This is a genomic window from Pseudomonas sp. B5(2017) (assembly GCF_002112825.1).
Classification (GTDB): Bacteria; Pseudomonadota; Gammaproteobacteria; order Pseudomonadales; family Pseudomonadaceae; genus Aquipseudomonas; species Aquipseudomonas putida_Z.
Genome location: NZ_NEIR01000010.1, coordinates 71,982 through 87,430, shown reverse-complemented (window position 1 = coordinate 87,430; position 15,449 = coordinate 71,982). Strand labels below are relative to the sequence as shown.

Here is a 15,449-nt window from a genome sequence, read left to right as displayed (position 1 = left end):
GACTTGACAACGGCTCATGCAAAGCCCGTGAAGCGAAATCCTGCAGCCCCAACCCATTGATCTCACTGTAGCAGCCACCCGCCATCAGTGTGCGCGGATTGTGCCGCTCATACGGGGTGTCTGGCCGCCCCTCCGTCGCGGCGGTACAGCAAGGTACGCAGCAGGAACAACGGGTTACCCACCACATAACGCATGAACAAACGCTTCGGCTCGCGCAACAGTCGGTACAGCCACTCCCCGCCCAACCGCCGCAACCACTCGGGCGCCCGGCTGACCTTGCCGCCGAGAAAATCCAGGATCGCGCCGCCGCACACGATCAGGCACGGCCCGCCAGTTGCAGCCAGCCTTGCCGCCACAACCTCCTGCCTGGGCATGCCCATGCCCAGCACGATCAGCTCCGGTTGTTGCTCCCTGGCCAGTTGCAGGTAGGTATCGACGCTGGCAAAGCCATCGTGGACCGACACTGGCACCACCCCGAACATGGCTGCGCTGCGCTGCACGGCCTGGTCCAGGTAAGGTTGCCGGGTGCCCCAGAACGCGACCCGCCGCCCACGGTAGGCGGCCAGGAGCCGAGGAATGAAGTCGGTGCCATTCATGTTGAGCCCCGGTTCAAGCCCCAGCCGGCGATACAGGATCGCCATGCCGGAACCGTCGCGCAGCAGCACGTCGGCCGCCGACAATGCCTGGTGGCAGGCGCCATCGCGCACCACCAGGTTCATTGCATGGGCATTGACGAAGCCCAGCACTGTCGCGGCTTCCGGGGCGCTCAGCCTGTCCAGCAGGCGCTGCGCGGCAGTGGTATCCACCACCACTTCCAGCTTGCCGACAAGGGTGTTCCAACGTTTCTGCCATTCAGCCATCAGTCTTCATCCCGTTTCGAACGTACCCATTCAACCTGGCGCTTGATCAGGAACCCCAGATACAAGGGGACCTTCCTTGCGGCGTAAAACGGCGCGTACAGCAGCACGGAAAACGGGATCAGTTCGCGACAGAAGCGCGCCCAGGCCAGTGCGACGGCAAGGCCGAGCAATGCCAGCGCGCAAAGGGCGATCCAGGCAGGTGCCGCCAGGCCGAACAGCAGGTACGCCAGCCAGGCCACCAGGTTGAGCCCGAGCAGGCTCAGCACCAGCAACGCCAGGGGCGGCACCAGCAGGTCCAGGGTCATGGCCAGCAAGCTGCCGTTACGCTGGGTGACTGCGGCCAGCGCACGCCTGGGCGCATCGGCCAGCATCAGGCTCAGGTGCCCATGCTCCCAGCGGGTGCGCTGGCTACCCAAGCCTTGCTGGCTGGCAGGGAACTGGCTGCTGACCACGGCCTCGGGGCAGAACACTGGCGGCTTGCCCTGCTGGCACAGGTCCAGGCCCAGTTTCACATCCTCCACCAGATGCCCGTTGGCCAGGTCGATCAAGGCCAGGTCACGCCAGCCGAACGCCATGCCGGCGCCCATCAACTGGCAAGGCAGGCCCAGCCGTGCCCAACCACGCGGGCGCACCAGGTTCTTGACCCGCCAGGCGAACTCGGCAACCTGCACTGCCAGCCCGGCCCCTGCCGATGCGTGCATCAGGTACAGCGCCTGCACCGGGCGAGCGACCTCGCGGTAGCGCCGCGCCAGGTGCTCGATCGCCCCCTCATCCACCTGGCAGTCGGCATCCACCACGATCACCACCTCGGGCGGCTGGCTGGCCAGGTGGCGCACGCCAAAATCCAGGGCGTAGCCCTTGCCGCGCAACCGCGCATCGCGGCGCTCCACCACTTCGGCACCGGCCTCGCGCGCCAGTTGCGCGGTGTCGTCAGTGCAGTTGTCCGCCACCACCAGCAAGCGGTCGCCAGGCCGCAACTGCGGGGCAATGCTTGCCAGCGTGGCACGAATCATCGAGGCCTCGTCATGGGCTGGCACCAGCACTGCCACCTGCGGACGAGCGTTGTTGCCCAACGGCTGCGCGCGCGCTGGCAGGCAAGCCATCAGCACCTGCACCAACAGCAGCAGCACCGGCAACAGGGCGATGGCCGCCAGCGTGCCCAGTAACCAAGCCAATACACTCATCATGCGGATGCCTTGAAATAGCTGGCCAGCCTGGCCGCTTCGGTATCGATGTCATGCCGTTGCAGCACACGCTGGCGGGCTGCCTCGCCCATGCGCTGCAGCGCTTCGGCAGGTTGCGCCAGGCAGTCGGCCATGGCCGCCGCCAGCTCGTCCACGGCGCCGGCAGGGAACAACCAGCCGTTCTCGCCCGGCCGCACCAGCTCGGGAATACCTGCCACATAGGTGGTCAGTACTGGCCGGCGCAAGGCCATGGCTTCCATGATCACCACCGGCAACCCCTCGGCAAAGCTGGGCAGCACCAACGCACGCGCCGTAAGGATTTCCTCGCGCACCTGTGCGCTGCTGATCCAGCCAGTGATGCGCACCTGCTGCTGCAAGCCATGCCGGGCAATCAACGCCTCGATCTGCCCACGCATTTCACCGTCGCCGGCCAGCACCAGCTCGAAGGCGATCGCCCGGGCGGCAAGTACCCGCGCGGCCTCGAGCAACAGCAGCTGGCCTTTCTGTTCGCACAGGCGGCCGACGCACACCAGGCGTGGCGCCGTGGGCACGCCGACCGGCGCCAACTCATGGAAGCTGCGCTCGAGGCCGCAATGCACCACCTTCACCTTGGCCCAGTGGTCGTGCGCCACCCAGCGAAACAACTGGCTGCGCCCGTACGAGCTGACCGCCGCGACAAATGCGGCACGCCGCACCTTCTCGCCCATGTGCAGGAACTGCGGTTTGTCGAACTCTTCCGGCCCGTGCACGGTAAAGCTGTAGGCTGGCCCGCCCAGCACGTTGGCCAGCATCACCACCTCGGTGGAGTTGGTGCCGAAATGCGCATGCACATGTTTTGCTTCGCCAGCCTTCAACCACTGCAGTACCTGGCAGGCCTCGGCCAGGTAGACCAGGTGGTAGGGCCAGGCGCGGTCGGCCCGCAGGCCAAGGCGCATGGCCAGCCAAAGCGCCTGGAAGAACCGGCGCGGCTGTGCGCGCAGCACTTGCCAGGACGGTGCCAGCAAGCCCTTGACGCCACGTTGCAGCACATAGCGGGTCCTGGCCTGTTCGCTCGAGTCCTCGGCATCCTGCAACTCGGCGTCCCACCCGCGCAGGGCAATACGCTGCACCTCTACCCCCTGGCGCTCCAGCGCCAGGATCTCGCGGCGGATGAAACTGTGGCTGACCTTCGGGTACTGGTTTATGAAATAAGCAATGCGCATAGGAATCCAGATCAAGACCCGCGTAATGAACCTTCAGGCCTGCCGTGGCAGGGCCGGCCGTTACTTCAGGCTGTCGATTACCGGCGGCCGGCGCCCCGCCGATGCCACCTCGTCAGGTGCATCCTCCTGTTTCCCTTGTAGTCCAAGGTTGTGACCGCTGCCTGGCAACGTGGCCTGCAAGCGGGTGAAAACATCGTCGAGCAACGCCTGGCGGCGGCGGTACATCGCCCGTTTCTTCGCCGGGATGTCCTGTTCCGCCCGCTGTACCGCGGCCAGCGGGAGGGCGAAGAAATCCGCATGGTTCGACGCAGTAGCGCCGTGCTCCAGCCAGATCACGTCATAATTGGCCGCCAGGTCCTGGCCTTTGTCGTTGCCGAAATAAGCGTGCCGATGGTGGCGGCAGGCGTCACTGACGGCATACAGGTGTGCCACGCCCAGGGTCCTGGCCAGGCACTTCAATGCCTCGAGCAGCAGGCTGCGTGGGCGCAACCCTTCGAAGTCCTTGGTCAGGTCGCGGTAGATGGCCAATGAAGTTTCGCTGTCGACACCCTTGTGGATGCCCTGCACGGCACCGATGAACAGGCAAAGCTCGCCCTGGCTGCGGCACAGGCTGAACGCCAGGGAGGCCACCCGCAGGTCGCCCTGGAACAGGTTCAATACCAACTCGCCTTCGCGCTTGAACCAGATCGGCCGGTCCAGCACCAGGCGGCAGCCCGGCGAATGGCTGGACAGCTCGCACAGCGTCAGGCTTTCGTCCCGCCCCAGCAGCAACAGCGCCGGAAACTGCCCGGCCAGCACTTCGAAGTGCGAAGCCAGCACCTCCAGGCGCTGCGAGGCTTCCCAACATTTGCTGAGGTAAGGCCACTGCACGACACCGATGCAATCCACCCCCAGCCGCTGCAAACCTTGCGGGCCCAGCGTCGCCGTCATGCGCTGCAGGAACGCATTCAGCTCAGGCCATTGCCTGGCAATCTGCAGCGTCAACTTGCGCTTGTTGTTCAGCGCCCGCAACGAGTAGCCCGGTTGCAAGGTAAACACGCTTTTCACGATCATGCCGAGCATCATGGGCCTCTTTCTCATAGAACTGCACATAACTTATTGAATTAGCAGGGGCCCTTTGGGGGCGGACTCCTTGTCACTTGTACTCGATCAACGTCGATTTGCCGGCCGCGATGCGGTGGCGCAAGAACTTCAGTTGCCCGAGCATTTCCGGGAACTTGCCCAATACCAGGAACACCGCCTGTAGCCAGTTCTCCCGCACCGACTTGCCACCACGCCGGGCCAGGCGTACGGCCTGCAGCGGGTAAACCAGCAGCAACAGCAGGCTCCAGCCGCCCAGCAGCAGGCAGGCCAGCACGATCACCACGGGGATGCCCAGGCCCCACAGCCAGGCCCGGCGCGACTCGCGCAGCCAGTGCCGCTCGGGCGGCTGACCATGCAGGTAAGCCCCTTCGGCATAGGCGTGGCCAGCGCGCAGGCTACGCCGCCACCATTGGCTGAAACGGGTCATGGCGGCGTCGTGCAGGGTCATCTCGGCGTCCAGGCGCCAGACCTTCCAATTCTTTGCCCGCAGGCGCACGCACAGTTCGGGCTCTTCTCCGGCGATCAGCTCGGGGCGAAAGCCGCCGACCGCGGCAAAGGCATCTACCCGCATCAGGGCATCGCCACCACACGCCTTGGCCTCGCCGATGGGGGTGTCCCACTCCAGGTCGCACAACAGGTTGTACACCGACCGCTGCGGGAAGCGCTCGCGTCGGCGGCCACACACCACTGCCACGTCGGGATGGTCGTCGAGAAACGCCTGCGCCGCGGGCAGCCAGCCGCTATCCACCTCGCAATCGCCATCGACGAACTGCACCAGTTGCATCGACGGCAGCCGCCGCTGCAAGGCGAAAAAGCCTTCGTTACGGGCGCGTGCGGCAGTAAACGGGGTGCCCAGGTCCAGCGCCAGTACCTCTACCCCCAGGCTGCGGGCCAAGTGCAGTGAACCATCGGTGGAGCCCGAATCGACGTACATGACCTTGTCCGCCCCCTGCTGCAGCGAAATCAGGCAACGTTCCAGGCGCTGGCCTTCGTTGCGGCCAATCACCACCACACCGATCCCGCTCGCCATGGGCCTCACTCCACGGGCGCCGTGGCGGCCGGTTGCCTGGCCTTGATGATGGCCGGCACCCCCACCGCCAGCGAATTGTCCGGCACATCCACCAGCACAACGGCATTGGCACCGATGATCACGTCGTTGCCGATACGGATGCTACCGAGCACCTTGGCCCCGGTGCCGATATCGACGTTGTTGCCGAACACCGGTGCAATCGGCTCGTTGACGTTCTTCAGGCCCACCACCACCCCATTGCGGATGCGGCAGTCATCGCCAAAGCGGGCATAGCCGCTGATGACGATGCCGCCAAAATGGTCGATGACGAAGTTGCGGCCGATTACCACTTCGCACGGCAACTCCACACCCGTGATGATCTGCACGAACTTGAACAGGACCTTGTAGATGAGCGAAAACAGCTTGCGCAGCAGTGCCGGGCGCACCCCATAGCGCCAGCGGCCGAAGCGGTACACCAGCAGTACCCAGAAGCCCTGGGCGCCCCAGTCGCCACCATGGGCACGCAGGTCGGCACGTATATTCTCGAACATGGCTCCACCTACCTTGTCGGTTGGCTGGCGTACCGGGTCTTGAACAACAGAGACCAGGTCGCCCGGCAGTGACGCCAGCAGGCCTGTATCGCGCCCCGGCCGCGTCGTTTCAACAGCGCCTTGAGTGCCAGCACCAGGTCGCCCAAGGTGACCAGCAGCATGTGCAGGGCCAGGCCCGCCAGCCCGTGATGCTTTCGGAAGTACAGCAGCTCGCTTTCGATCTGGTATGACGAGATCTGCCGGCTGGCCGCCTCAAGTTCGGCCACCGATCTGGAGCTTTCCCCACCGATGTGCACCACCGTGGTATGCGGGTAGAACACCACCTTCCAGCCGGCCGCCTTCACCCGCTTGCAGTGGTCGACCTCTTCGTAATAAAGAAAGTAGCGCGGGTCGAACAGGCCCACCTGGTCGAGCACTTCGCGGCGCACCAGGTAGAAGCAGCCAGGCAGCCAGTCGCACTCGCGGACCGAGGCGTGGTCCCAGTTCATTTCGTCGACCATCTTCAGGCCGGGGAACAAGCGCCCCAGCCCGGTACGCCCGACGAACACGTTGAGCGGTGTGGGGAAGTAGCGGCAACTGGGCTGCAGGTCGCCGTCGCGGCTCTCCAGGCGCACCCCCAGCACCCCGCACTCCGGGTGGGCTTCCATGTAGTCGAGGGTTTTCTGCAGGGAGTCGGTGGCGACGAAAGCATCGGTGTTCAGCAGCAAGGCGTACTTGCCCTTCAGGTGCGCCAGCAGCTGGTTGTTGGCCCGGCCGAACCCCACGTTCTGCGTGTTGCTCAGCAGCAGCGCCTGCGGGCACACCTCGGCCATGCGCTGCAGCGAGTCATCGACCGAGGCATTGTCCACCACCAGGTAGCTGGCCAGCCGTTCGCTGTCGGCCCGGCGCAACGCATCGAACATCGGCTGCAGCAGCCTGGCCGTGTTGAAGTTGACCACCATGACGTCCACAGGTTTGCTAGCCATTGTTGCCATCCCTCGAAGAAGTCCCCGCGCCTTTGCAGCATCAGCACAACATTCGTCACACCACGGCTTCCCTGGCCGCGCTCATCCTGGCATCGAGGTGGTCGGCCAGGCGTACCGCAAACTGCAGCAGCGGCATGGTCGGGTTGGAGGCACCGCCCGTGGCAAAGATGCTGCTGCCGGCGATGTAAAGGTTTTCGGTACCGAACACCCTGCAGTTGGTATCGACAACACCGAACTGCGCCGACGACGCCATGCGCGTGGTACCCATGTGGTGGGCATGTGGCGACAGCTTCAGCGGTATCGAGGTGTCATAAACGAAGTCATTGAGCTTGATGAAGCCCAGGTTCATGTCCGCCCACTGCTTGGCCAGTTCGCTGCCAATGCACTTGATGGTGTGCCGGTCATCAGCGCTCAGGGCCCAGTTGACATTGACCTTGGCCACGCCCAGTGCGTCCTTCTCGTCCAGCAGCGAAATGCGGCTGCGCAGGTTGGGGAACTGCTCGATCATGGTGCTGATGACACCGTCACCGGGGCAACTGAACTTGGTCACGAAGGCGATCTTGCTGGCTACCCCCATGTCGCAGGCCAGGTTCTCCAGAAAATGCTTCACCTCGGCAGTACGACCATAGGTTTGTACATCGGCCAGCAAGGCGGCCCTGACATTGCCTTTACCTGCCTTGTATTCGTCAACGAAGGCATCGGTGGTGTAGTACTCGCGCGGCTCGGGGTCCAGCCCCGACTTGAGGATGAAGGAGCCAAGGTCAATGTTCAGATGCTCCATGAAACACCGGCCGACCAGCCCGTCCTTGCTCACGACCCCCGCCGCCAGCAACGACTCGCTGTTGAGCAGTTGCCGGGCATTCTCGATGGCACCGGTGGCCAGCACGAAGTTTCTCGCAACCAGGCGCTGGCGATTGCACGCGTAATCGGACAGTACGACTGCGGCCAGGTGGCCGGAGGCCTGGTCGAACTCCAGGTTCACGCAATTGCAGTTGATGAACACGTCCAGGCCTTGGGTCTGCTCCAGGGCCGTGGCGTACTTTTGCGCAAAACGCGTGGGCGGGCTGAGCAGAAAGCGGTCTGGCTCGAATTCTCCGCCGTCGAGGCCAGCATTCAACGCGTGAAAATCCGACCCGGGCGGCAGGTCGACGATATCCATTGCAACAGGCAGGTAGCCTGCTATCTCCGAATAAGGAATGGGCCAGCCAGGCAGGTCGCCAATGGGGGGAACGGCGAAGTCCGAGGGGCTGAACGGCCGGCAACGGCCGGCCCAATGGTTGGAGGTGCCGCCCAGGTAACGCAGGCGAGCCTCCCCGGCGTAAAGCTCCAGGCCAGTGGATGCACAGGCGTACAAGGCTTGCGAGTTCGCCGAATATTCACGCCCGCCACCTTCGGCAAGCAGTACGCTCCAGCCGGCGGCGGCCAGGCGCAGGCCCAGGGTAATGCCCGCGGGGCCGGCACCGATGATGCAGACATCGTAACTGTCGCGCAGGGCCTTCTGCTGCTGATAATCCTTGATCATGGGTGTTCGTTCCGGAAGTAGCGAGACGGCAATACCCAGCCGTTGATCACCACGAACCCGGGCCTGCCGGCAGGTTGGCTGGCAGCGGCTGGCGTAGCAGCGAACACCAAACCACCAACCCCCAGCAACACGCAACTCTGGAGAAATCCTCTACGACCCGTTTGCGCAGTACAAAAAGTAAGCTTCCCCATGACACAGTGACCTGCACCTTTGAAAGATTTACCCGACAAGCCGCATTACCGCCAGTCCCCGGGGCCAGCTTCACAATCGACGGCATGGCGTCGATCTCTGACCGATTGGCTAAAAGGTCACTATAGTTTCAATCAGCCACGATGCTAGCCGTTGCCCACCGACGCAAAGGTGCACATAGCCAATGCCTGAACATTTTCGTGCGTTGATCGTCATCCTGTTTCTGGCGAGCGTGGTCTTCCTGCTGGCGCGGCGGCCTGCCACCGACCTGATCCCGCTCAGCGACTTCAAGCGCCGGCGCAACCTGTGGTTCCTGCTTACCCTGCTGGCGTTCTTCTCGCACAGCTTCTGGCTGTACCTGGGTGCTGGCGCCGTCATCCTGTACATCGCCGGGCGCCGCGAACACAACCCCATGGCGCTGTTCTACATGCTGCTGTTCCTGGTCCCGCCGGCTTCGGTGCAGGTGCCCGGGTTTGGCGTGGTCAATTACCTGGTCGACCTCAACCATATCCGCCTGCTGACCCTGTGCGTGCTGCTGCCGGCGGCACTGGCCCTGCGCCGGCAGGGCGACACCCTGCGCTTCGGCCGCACCTGGCCCGACAGGCTGTTGGCGGCCGGCCTGCTGCTGATGAGCGTGCTGTACCTGCGCGAAACCACCCTGACCGACACCCTGCGCCAGACGCTGTACCTGTATGTCGACGTGCTACTGCCGTATTACGTGGCCAGCCGTGGCCTGCGCCAGATCAGCGACTTCAAGGACACCCTGCTGGCCTTCGTGCTTGCCTCCTTCGTCCTGGCCCTGATCGGCGTGGCCGAGTACGTGCGCCACTGGCTGCTGTACAGCGCCCTGGTCGACGCCATGGGCGTGCCGTGGAGCATGTCCGGCTACCTGAGCCGTGGCGGTTCGCTGCGCGCCAGCGTCACCACCGGGCAGGCGATTGCCCTGGGCTATGTGATGAGCGTGGCCATCGGCCTGTTCCTGTTCGTCCAGGGTTACGTGCGCCGCCCCCTGCAGCGGGCGCTGGGCGCCCTGCTGCTGGCCGCCGGGCTGTTCGCGCCACTGTCCCGTGGCCCGTGGATCGGCGCCGTGGTCATCGTGGTGGTGTTCATCGCCCTGGGCAAAGGTGCGGTCAGGCGCCTGGCGCTGCTCGCCGTGGCAGGCGTGCTGGCCCTGCCCTTGCTGACCATCGTGCCCGGTGGCGACAAGGTACTGGACATGCTGCCGTTCATTGGCAACCTCGAGAAAGAGAACATCACCTACCGCGCAAGGCTGATGGACAACTCGTGGATCGTCATCCAGCGCAACCCGCTGTTCGGCTCGTTCGACTTCCGCAACACCCCGGAAATGCAATCGATGATCCAGGGTGAAGGCATCATCGACATCGTCAACACCTACATCAACCTGGCGCTACGGGTAGGGCTGGTCGGGCTTGGCCTGTTCGTGGCGTTCTTCGCCGCCGTACTGCACGGCATCCGCAAGGCCATGCGCAGTTTCCCTGACAAGGATGACGAACAACGCCAGCTCGGCCGGGCATTGCTGGCGACACTGATCGGCATCCTGGTGATCATCTTCACCGTCAGCAGCATCACCTTCATCCCGGTGGTGTACTGGACTGTCGCCGGGCTGGGCGTGGCCTACATCCAGATGGTCCGCAGGCTGCACAACAGCCAGGCCATCGCGCTGGCCGACCCCGGCCTTCAACCAAGGTGACACTTATGAGCTTGCTCCCCCTGCGCAGCCGGGGTTTTCAAACCCTGCTGCGGGTTTCGGCCATTGCCGGCCTGGCCTTGCTGCCGCTCACCGGCTGGGCATCAGCGTGGCAAGTCAGTGTCGATGAACAGAACGGCCTGCCCATGGTGACCCGCGGCGGTGGGCCGGTGATGAAAGCCAAGTTCGACTTCTGGGCAGCCAACTGGAGCTGGACCGGTTTCTCCACCACGTTCAAGGTCAATGGCCCCTACCACTACATGCTGCAGGGCAAGAACAAGGAGCTGGACTTCGACCTGGCGGCGGATATCCGCAAGGAGCAGGCGCAAACCCTGAGCTGGGCCTTCGACCTCGACGCCCATAGCCGCCAGGCCGGGGTGATGGGCGGCGGCATGGTGTTCGAGTTCGACCCTGCGCAAATTGCCGGCGAGATGGGCGCCCCGCAGCTGCTGCCCGGCAACCGTGGCTGGTCGTGGGGCAAGGCTGACCAGGGCCGGCGCATCGAAATGCGCTTCGACCCGCCGCTGACCAAGGTGTATTTCGAGCGCGGCAACCCGTCCGAACTGCGTGCGTTCATCTACAGCGACCCGATCAACGCCGGACAGCAGCAGATCAAGGCGATGCTGAACATTACCGGCGACATTGAGCTGGGGCCCACGCCCAGCGAACGCTTCGGCCTGGCCGACCCCGCCGGTTGGCCCGACGACCAACTGGACTGGCGCACCTCGCCAGTGGACCTGTCATTCCTCAACGCTGCGGAAAAGCCTGCCGGCAAGCACGGCTTCGTCAAGGCCGTTGGCGAGCAATTGATGTTCGAAAACGACACCCCGGTGCGCTTCTGGGGCACCAACCTGTCCGCCTATTCACTGTTCAAGAGCCCCGACGAAGAAATCCGCCAACAGGCCAAACGCCTGTCGGCACTGGGTTTCAACCTGGTGCGTTTGCACCACCACGACTCGCCCTGGGTCAGCCCTAACGTGTTTGGCGACGGCACCCTGGTGCGCGATACCCAGCAGCTCAGTGTCGAATCGCTGCGCAAGCTGGACCTGTGGATCAAGGCGCTCAAGGATGAAGGCATCTATATCTGGCTGGATCTGCACGTGCAGCGGGCGCTTACCGCCAATGACAACATCGATGACTTCAAGGAACTGGCCAAGGGCGAGAACCACGTCGACCTGAAGGGTTACGCGTATGTGAACCGCAGTATCCAACAAGCGATGAAACGCTTTGCCGAGCAGTACCTGACCCATGTGAACGAATACACCGGCCTGGCCTACAAGGACGACCCGGCCATCGCTGCCGTACTGCTCACCAATGAGAACGACCTCACCCAGCATTATGGTAACGCCCTGATGCCGAACAAGGATGTGCCGCGCCACAGCGAGCGCTACATGGAAGCGGCCAAAGCCTTCGCCAAACAATACGACCTGCCCACCGACCTCACCTGGCGCGCCTGGGAGCATGGCCCTTCGAAGCTGTTTCTCAACGACCTGGAACAGCGCTTCAACGCAGACATGATCGCCCACCTGCGCGGTCTCGGCGTGAAAGTACCGATTGCCACCACCAGTACCTGGGGCGGCAATGGCCTGAGCGCGCTGCCGGCACTGACCGCAGGCGATGTCATCGATGCCCATGCCTACGGTGCCAATGGCCAACTGGAGAAGAACCCGTTGACCAGCGACGGCATGATCGACTGGCTCGCCGCCGCCCAGGTAGTCGGCAAGCCGCTGACCGTCTCCGAGTGGAACGCCGAACCCTTCCCGCTGCCCGACCGCCACTCGCTGCCGCTGTACGTGGCCGGCACCGCCGCCCACCAGGGCTGGGACGCCATGCTGCAGTACGCCTACAGCCAGCAAGCCTTCAACCCAGGCTGGCGTACGGCGGACAACTGGCACGCGTACAACGACCCGGCGATGATCGCCACCCTGCCCGCTGCCGCCCTGCTCTATCGCCGCGCGGACGTAAAGCCGGCCACTACCCGCTATGTGTTCGCGCCGACGCCCGCCACCCTGTACAACCAGGAGATCACCCCGCGCACTTCAGCGCTGCTGCGCACGGCCATGGAAAAGGGCCAACTGCAGATCGCCCTGCCACAGACGCCGGAGTTGCCCTGGCTGAAGCCCGCCGCCATCCCTGTCGGTGCGCAGGTACTGCAGGACCCGGGGCAGTCCTTGCTGCCAGCCGACGCCACGCAAGCGCTCAGCGACACGGGCGAGCTCAAGCGCAACTGGCAACAGGGCATCTATACCATCGACACACCGCTGACCCAGGCCGCCACCGGCTGGCTGGGAGATCGCTCGATCAGCCTGGGCGCCATCCAGGTGCAAGCACGAACGCCGTACGCCAGCGTCGTGGTGCAAAGCCTGGACGGCAAGCCCCTGGGCCAGTCACGCGAACTGCTGCTGTCGCTGGGTACCCGTGCCGTGCCCAAGGCCGATTACAAGACACCGTTCAACGTCGAGCCGCTTGCCGGCACCTTGAGCATCAAGGCGCCTGCTGGCCTGAAACTGTTCGCCCGGGATGCGCAGGCGCAGTTGAAACCGTTGCCGATGGCTTACCAGGATGGGCGCTACAGCATCACGTTCGATGGCAAGTACATGTCCAACTGGCTGTTCTTGAAATAGGGTATATGGCCATCTACCCTCACCACAGACCTGTAGCTGAAAAGCGCGGCTGTACAACAGCAGAGTCCGGGAGGCATGGATGAAGTTTCTGGTTGTCGGTGGCGCAGGCTACATTGGCTCGCACATGGTCAAGCACTTGCTCGGCGCGGGCCATGAGGTGGTGGTGGCGGACCTGGTCTCGCCCGGCCCCGGCGTGCAGTGGGCGAAACTGGACATCGCCGACGAACCCGCGCTGGATGTGCTGTTCGGGGTTTGCCGTTTCGACGCTGTGTTCCACTTTGCCTCGTTCATCCAGGTGGGCGAGTCGGTCAGCGTGCCCGGCAAGTATTACCAGAACAATGTCTCGGCTACCCTTTCCCTCCTGCAGGCCATGGTGAATGCCGGTATCAGGCACCTGGTTTTTTCTTCCAGTGCAGCCGTTTACGGCAACCCACAGTATGTGCCGATCGACGAAGCGCATGCCAAGGGGCCGATCAACCCGTATGGGCTGAGCAAATGGATGGTCGAGCAGATTCTCGAGGACTTCGACCGGGCCTACGGTTTGAAGTCGGTATGCCTGCGTTACTTCAACGCAGCGGGAGCAGACCCGGAAGGCCGGCTGGGAGAGCGCCATGACCCGGAAACCCACCTGATCCCGTTGATCCTGCAGGCCGCTTCGGGCCGGCGTGATGCGGTAACGGTATTTGGCCGCGACTACGACACGCCGGATGGTACCTGCATACGCGACTATGTGCATGTGGCCGACCTGGTGGCGGCCCATGCACTGGCGGTGGATTACCTGCTGGCGGGTGGCGAGCGAACCGCGTTCAACCTGGGCAATGGGCTGGGCTTTTCGGTGCAGCAGGTGATCGATATGGCCAGGGCGGTGACTGGCCGGCAGATCCGCACCCTCGACGCGCCCCGCCGCCCCGGCGACCCGCCCCGGTTGGTGGCGGATGCTGGCAAGGCCATGCGCATGCTGGGCTGGCGGCCGGAGTTTGCCGCATTGGAGCCGATTGTGCGGCATGCGTGGCAATGGGAGTTGCAGTATCCCTGGGTTCAGCGCCAAAGCTGAGATTGTGGGGCTCGCTACCCACCAACTGAAGGCAAGCGCCATACCTGTGGGAGCGGGCGCGCCCGCGAACACCGGCGCAGCCGGTGCCAGCCACCGCGTCGCCTGCTTCGCGGGTGAACCCGCTCCCACAGGGACCCCATCAGCCGAAAGAATGCGCCATACCTGTAAGAGCGGGCGCGCCCGCGAACACCGGCGCAGCCGGTGCCAGCCACCGCGTCGCCTGCTTCGCGGGCATGCCCGCTCCCACAGGGACCCCATCAGCCGAAAGAATGCGCCATACCTGTGGGAGCGGGTTTACCCGCGAACACCGGCGTAGCCGGTGCCAGCCACCGCGTCGTCTGCTTCGCGGGCATGCCCGCTCCCACAGGGACCCCATCAGCCGAAAGAATGCGCCATACCTGTGGGAGCGGGTTTACCCGCGAACACCGGCGCAGCCGGTGCCAGCCACCGCGTCGCCTGCTTCGGGTGAACCCGCTCCCACAGGGCCCCCACCAGCTGAAAGAATGCGCGATACCTGTGGGAGCGGGCGCGCCCGCGAACACCGGCGTAGCCGGTGCCAGCCACCGCGTCGTCTGCTTCGCGGGCATGCCCGCTCCCACAGGAAACCCCGTCAACTGAGGGTATGCGCTGTACCTGTAGGAGCGGCCTTGTGTCGCGATGGGCTGCGACGCAGCCCCAGAATCCTGTGCCTCAATAATAGGTCCGAGGCTGCTCGTCAGCCTTGTTCAATACCGTCCCCACCAGGTTCACCCTGGCCAGGTGATGCAGGCAATCTTCGATTTCCTTCCTGTTGTTCATACCGTTGGCCACCACCAGCAGCACACAGTCGAACTTGGGTATCACGGTGATCGCATCGTCAGAGCTGAGCAACGGCGGCAAATCGAAAATGCAGATGCGCGACTCGTAGCGGTTGCGCAGTTCGCTGATCAGGTTGTTCACTTTGGGCGACGACAGCATTTCGGTAGACAATGGCACCGGTACCCGCGTGGGCAGTACCACGAACCGAGGCAAGGTCGGGTTGACCAGGCAGTCCTGCAGCTCGGCCTTGTCCGTCAGAAACTCGTTCAACGCCTGGTCCATGGGCAGGCCCAGGCTGCTGCCGACCTTGGGCCGACGCAGGTCGAAGTCCACCAGCAACGCAGTCTTGGTGGTGTGGTGGGCGATGCTCATGGCCAGGTTGATCGACAGCACCGTCTTGCCCGCTTCAGGTGTTGGCGAGGTGATGGCCAAGGTTCGCCAGCCATTCTCGTCCATGGTCCTGAGCACTTGCGTGCGCAGCAGGTCGATCGGCCCGTTCATGTTGGAGTTCTTGTTGTAGGCGACGATACGGTGACGCTCCAGGTGCTCCGCGCGCAGCGGCACCACCTTGGTGTTCACGTAATCGAACTGGCCAGGCACTTCCACCAGCGCCGTACCTGGAGCGGGTGACAAGGCCTGCGGGGTACCTGGGGTAACCTGGTGAAGATTATTGCCAACAGCCGGCTTGGTCCTGTCCATC

General features: G+C 64.0%; 12 protein-coding genes. 3 read left to right on the top strand and 9 right to left on the bottom strand.

All coding sequences use genetic code 11. The features are described 5' to 3' along the window. Positions 1–107 precede the first annotated feature (107 nt). The 8 genes from CAG00_RS16405 to CAG00_RS16370 form a co-directional block, all read right to left on the bottom strand. Positions 108–860, bottom strand: coding sequence for a WecB/TagA/CpsF family glycosyltransferase (locus CAG00_RS16405; protein WP_085615600.1), 753 nt, complete (start codon positions 858–860; stop codon positions 108–110). Continuing rightward, the gene (locus CAG00_RS16400; RefSeq protein ID WP_085664784.1) at positions 860–2,047 is read right to left on the bottom strand and encodes a glycosyltransferase family 2 protein; all 1,188 of its coding nucleotides are present in this window, start codon (positions 2,045–2,047) and stop codon (positions 860–862) included. Before CAG00_RS16400 ends, CAG00_RS16405 begins: the two co-directional genes overlap by 1 nt. Further along, positions 2,044–3,246 carry a glycosyltransferase gene (locus CAG00_RS16395; protein WP_085664783.1) on the bottom strand — a complete coding sequence of 401 codons (1,203 nt, stop codon included), beginning with the start codon at positions 3,244–3,246 and terminating at the stop codon, positions 2,044–2,046. Before CAG00_RS16395 ends, CAG00_RS16400 begins: the two co-directional genes overlap by 4 nt. Positions 3,247–3,306: 60 nt before the next feature. Continuing rightward, positions 3,307–4,311 carry a VirK/YbjX family protein gene (locus tag CAG00_RS16390; protein ID WP_085664782.1) on the bottom strand — a complete coding sequence of 335 codons (1,005 nt, stop codon included), beginning with the start codon at positions 4,309–4,311 and terminating at the stop codon, positions 3,307–3,309. Between the two features lie 70 nt (positions 4,312–4,381). After that, positions 4,382–5,359 (bottom strand): glycosyltransferase, encoded by a 978-nt coding sequence (locus CAG00_RS16385; protein ID WP_085664781.1) that lies wholly within the window; start codon positions 5,357–5,359, stop codon positions 4,382–4,384. 5 nt (positions 5,360–5,364) lie between these two features. Next, the gene (locus CAG00_RS16380; RefSeq protein WP_025339010.1) at positions 5,365–5,889 is read right to left on the bottom strand and encodes a serine O-acetyltransferase; all 525 of its coding nucleotides are present in this window, start codon (positions 5,887–5,889) and stop codon (positions 5,365–5,367) included. A gap of 8 nt (positions 5,890–5,897) precedes the next feature. Continuing rightward, the gene (locus CAG00_RS16375; protein WP_085664780.1) at positions 5,898–6,854 is read right to left on the bottom strand and encodes a glycosyltransferase family 2 protein; all 957 of its coding nucleotides are present in this window, start codon (positions 6,852–6,854) and stop codon (positions 5,898–5,900) included. A 55-nt stretch (positions 6,855–6,909) separates the two neighbouring features. Beyond that, positions 6,910–8,376 carry an FAD-dependent oxidoreductase gene (locus CAG00_RS16370; RefSeq protein WP_085664779.1) on the bottom strand — a complete coding sequence of 489 codons (1,467 nt, stop codon included), beginning with the start codon at positions 8,374–8,376 and terminating at the stop codon, positions 6,910–6,912. Between the two features lie 373 nt (positions 8,377–8,749). Here CAG00_RS16370 and CAG00_RS16360 point away from each other — a divergent pair, with 373 nt between their 5' ends. The 3 genes from CAG00_RS16360 to galE all read left to right on the top strand — a co-directional run bounded on the left by CAG00_RS16360 (position 8,750) and on the right by galE (position 13,951). After that, positions 8,750–10,276 carry an O-antigen ligase gene (locus CAG00_RS16360; protein WP_085664778.1) on the top strand — a complete coding sequence of 509 codons (1,527 nt, stop codon included), beginning with the start codon at positions 8,750–8,752 and terminating at the stop codon, positions 10,274–10,276. Positions 10,277–10,281: 5 nt separating this feature from the next. Continuing rightward, on the top strand, positions 10,282–12,897 hold the full coding sequence (locus CAG00_RS16355; protein ID WP_085664777.1) for a cellulase family glycosylhydrolase: 2,616 nt from the start codon (positions 10,282–10,284) through the stop codon (positions 12,895–12,897). A 79-nt stretch (positions 12,898–12,976) separates the two neighbouring features. Continuing rightward, a complete protein-coding gene (galE, locus tag CAG00_RS16350; protein WP_085615582.1) occupies positions 12,977–13,951 on the top strand; it encodes a UDP-glucose 4-epimerase GalE in 975 nt (324 codons plus the stop codon). Between the two features lie 690 nt (positions 13,952–14,641). On the opposite strand, the gene CAG00_RS16345 is transcribed toward galE, so the two are convergent. Next, positions 14,642–15,448, bottom strand: coding sequence for a CpsD/CapB family tyrosine-protein kinase (locus tag CAG00_RS16345; protein WP_085593459.1), 807 nt, complete (start codon positions 15,446–15,448; stop codon positions 14,642–14,644). Position 15,449: the final 1 nt, after the last annotated feature.

Bases quoted from the DNA above. Each gene is read 5' to 3' on its own strand.
- CAG00_RS16400 (WP_085664784.1), bottom strand. From the start codon at position 2,047: ATGATGAGTGTATTGGCTTGGTTACTGGGCACGCTGGCGGCCATCGCC.
- CAG00_RS16380 (WP_025339010.1), bottom strand. From the start codon at position 5,889: ATGTTCGAGAATATACGTGCCGACCTGCGTGCCCATGGTGGCGACTGG.
- CAG00_RS16345 (WP_085593459.1), bottom strand. From the start codon at position 15,448: ATGGACAGGACCAAGCCGGCTGTTGGCAATAATCTTCACCAGGTTACC.
- CAG00_RS16375 (WP_085664780.1), bottom strand. From the start codon at position 6,854: ATGGCTAGCAAACCTGTGGACGTCATGGTGGTCAACTTCAACACGGCC.
- CAG00_RS16390 (WP_085664782.1), bottom strand. From the start codon at position 4,311: ATGATGCTCGGCATGATCGTGAAAAGCGTGTTTACCTTGCAACCGGGC.
- CAG00_RS16355 (WP_085664777.1), top strand. From the start codon at position 10,282: ATGAGCTTGCTCCCCCTGCGCAGCCGGGGTTTTCAAACCCTGCTGCGG.
- CAG00_RS16360 (WP_085664778.1), top strand. From the start codon at position 8,750: ATGCCTGAACATTTTCGTGCGTTGATCGTCATCCTGTTTCTGGCGAGC.
- galE (WP_085615582.1), top strand. From the start codon at position 12,977: ATGAAGTTTCTGGTTGTCGGTGGCGCAGGCTACATTGGCTCGCACATG.
- CAG00_RS16395 (WP_085664783.1), bottom strand. From the start codon at position 3,246: ATGCGCATTGCTTATTTCATAAACCAGTACCCGAAGGTCAGCCACAGT.
- CAG00_RS16370 (WP_085664779.1), bottom strand. From the start codon at position 8,376: ATGATCAAGGATTATCAGCAGCAGAAGGCCCTGCGCGACAGTTACGAT.
- CAG00_RS16385 (WP_085664781.1), bottom strand. From the start codon at position 5,359: ATGGCGAGCGGGATCGGTGTGGTGGTGATTGGCCGCAACGAAGGCCAG.
- CAG00_RS16405 (WP_085615600.1), bottom strand. From the start codon at position 860: ATGGCTGAATGGCAGAAACGTTGGAACACCCTTGTCGGCAAGCTGGAA.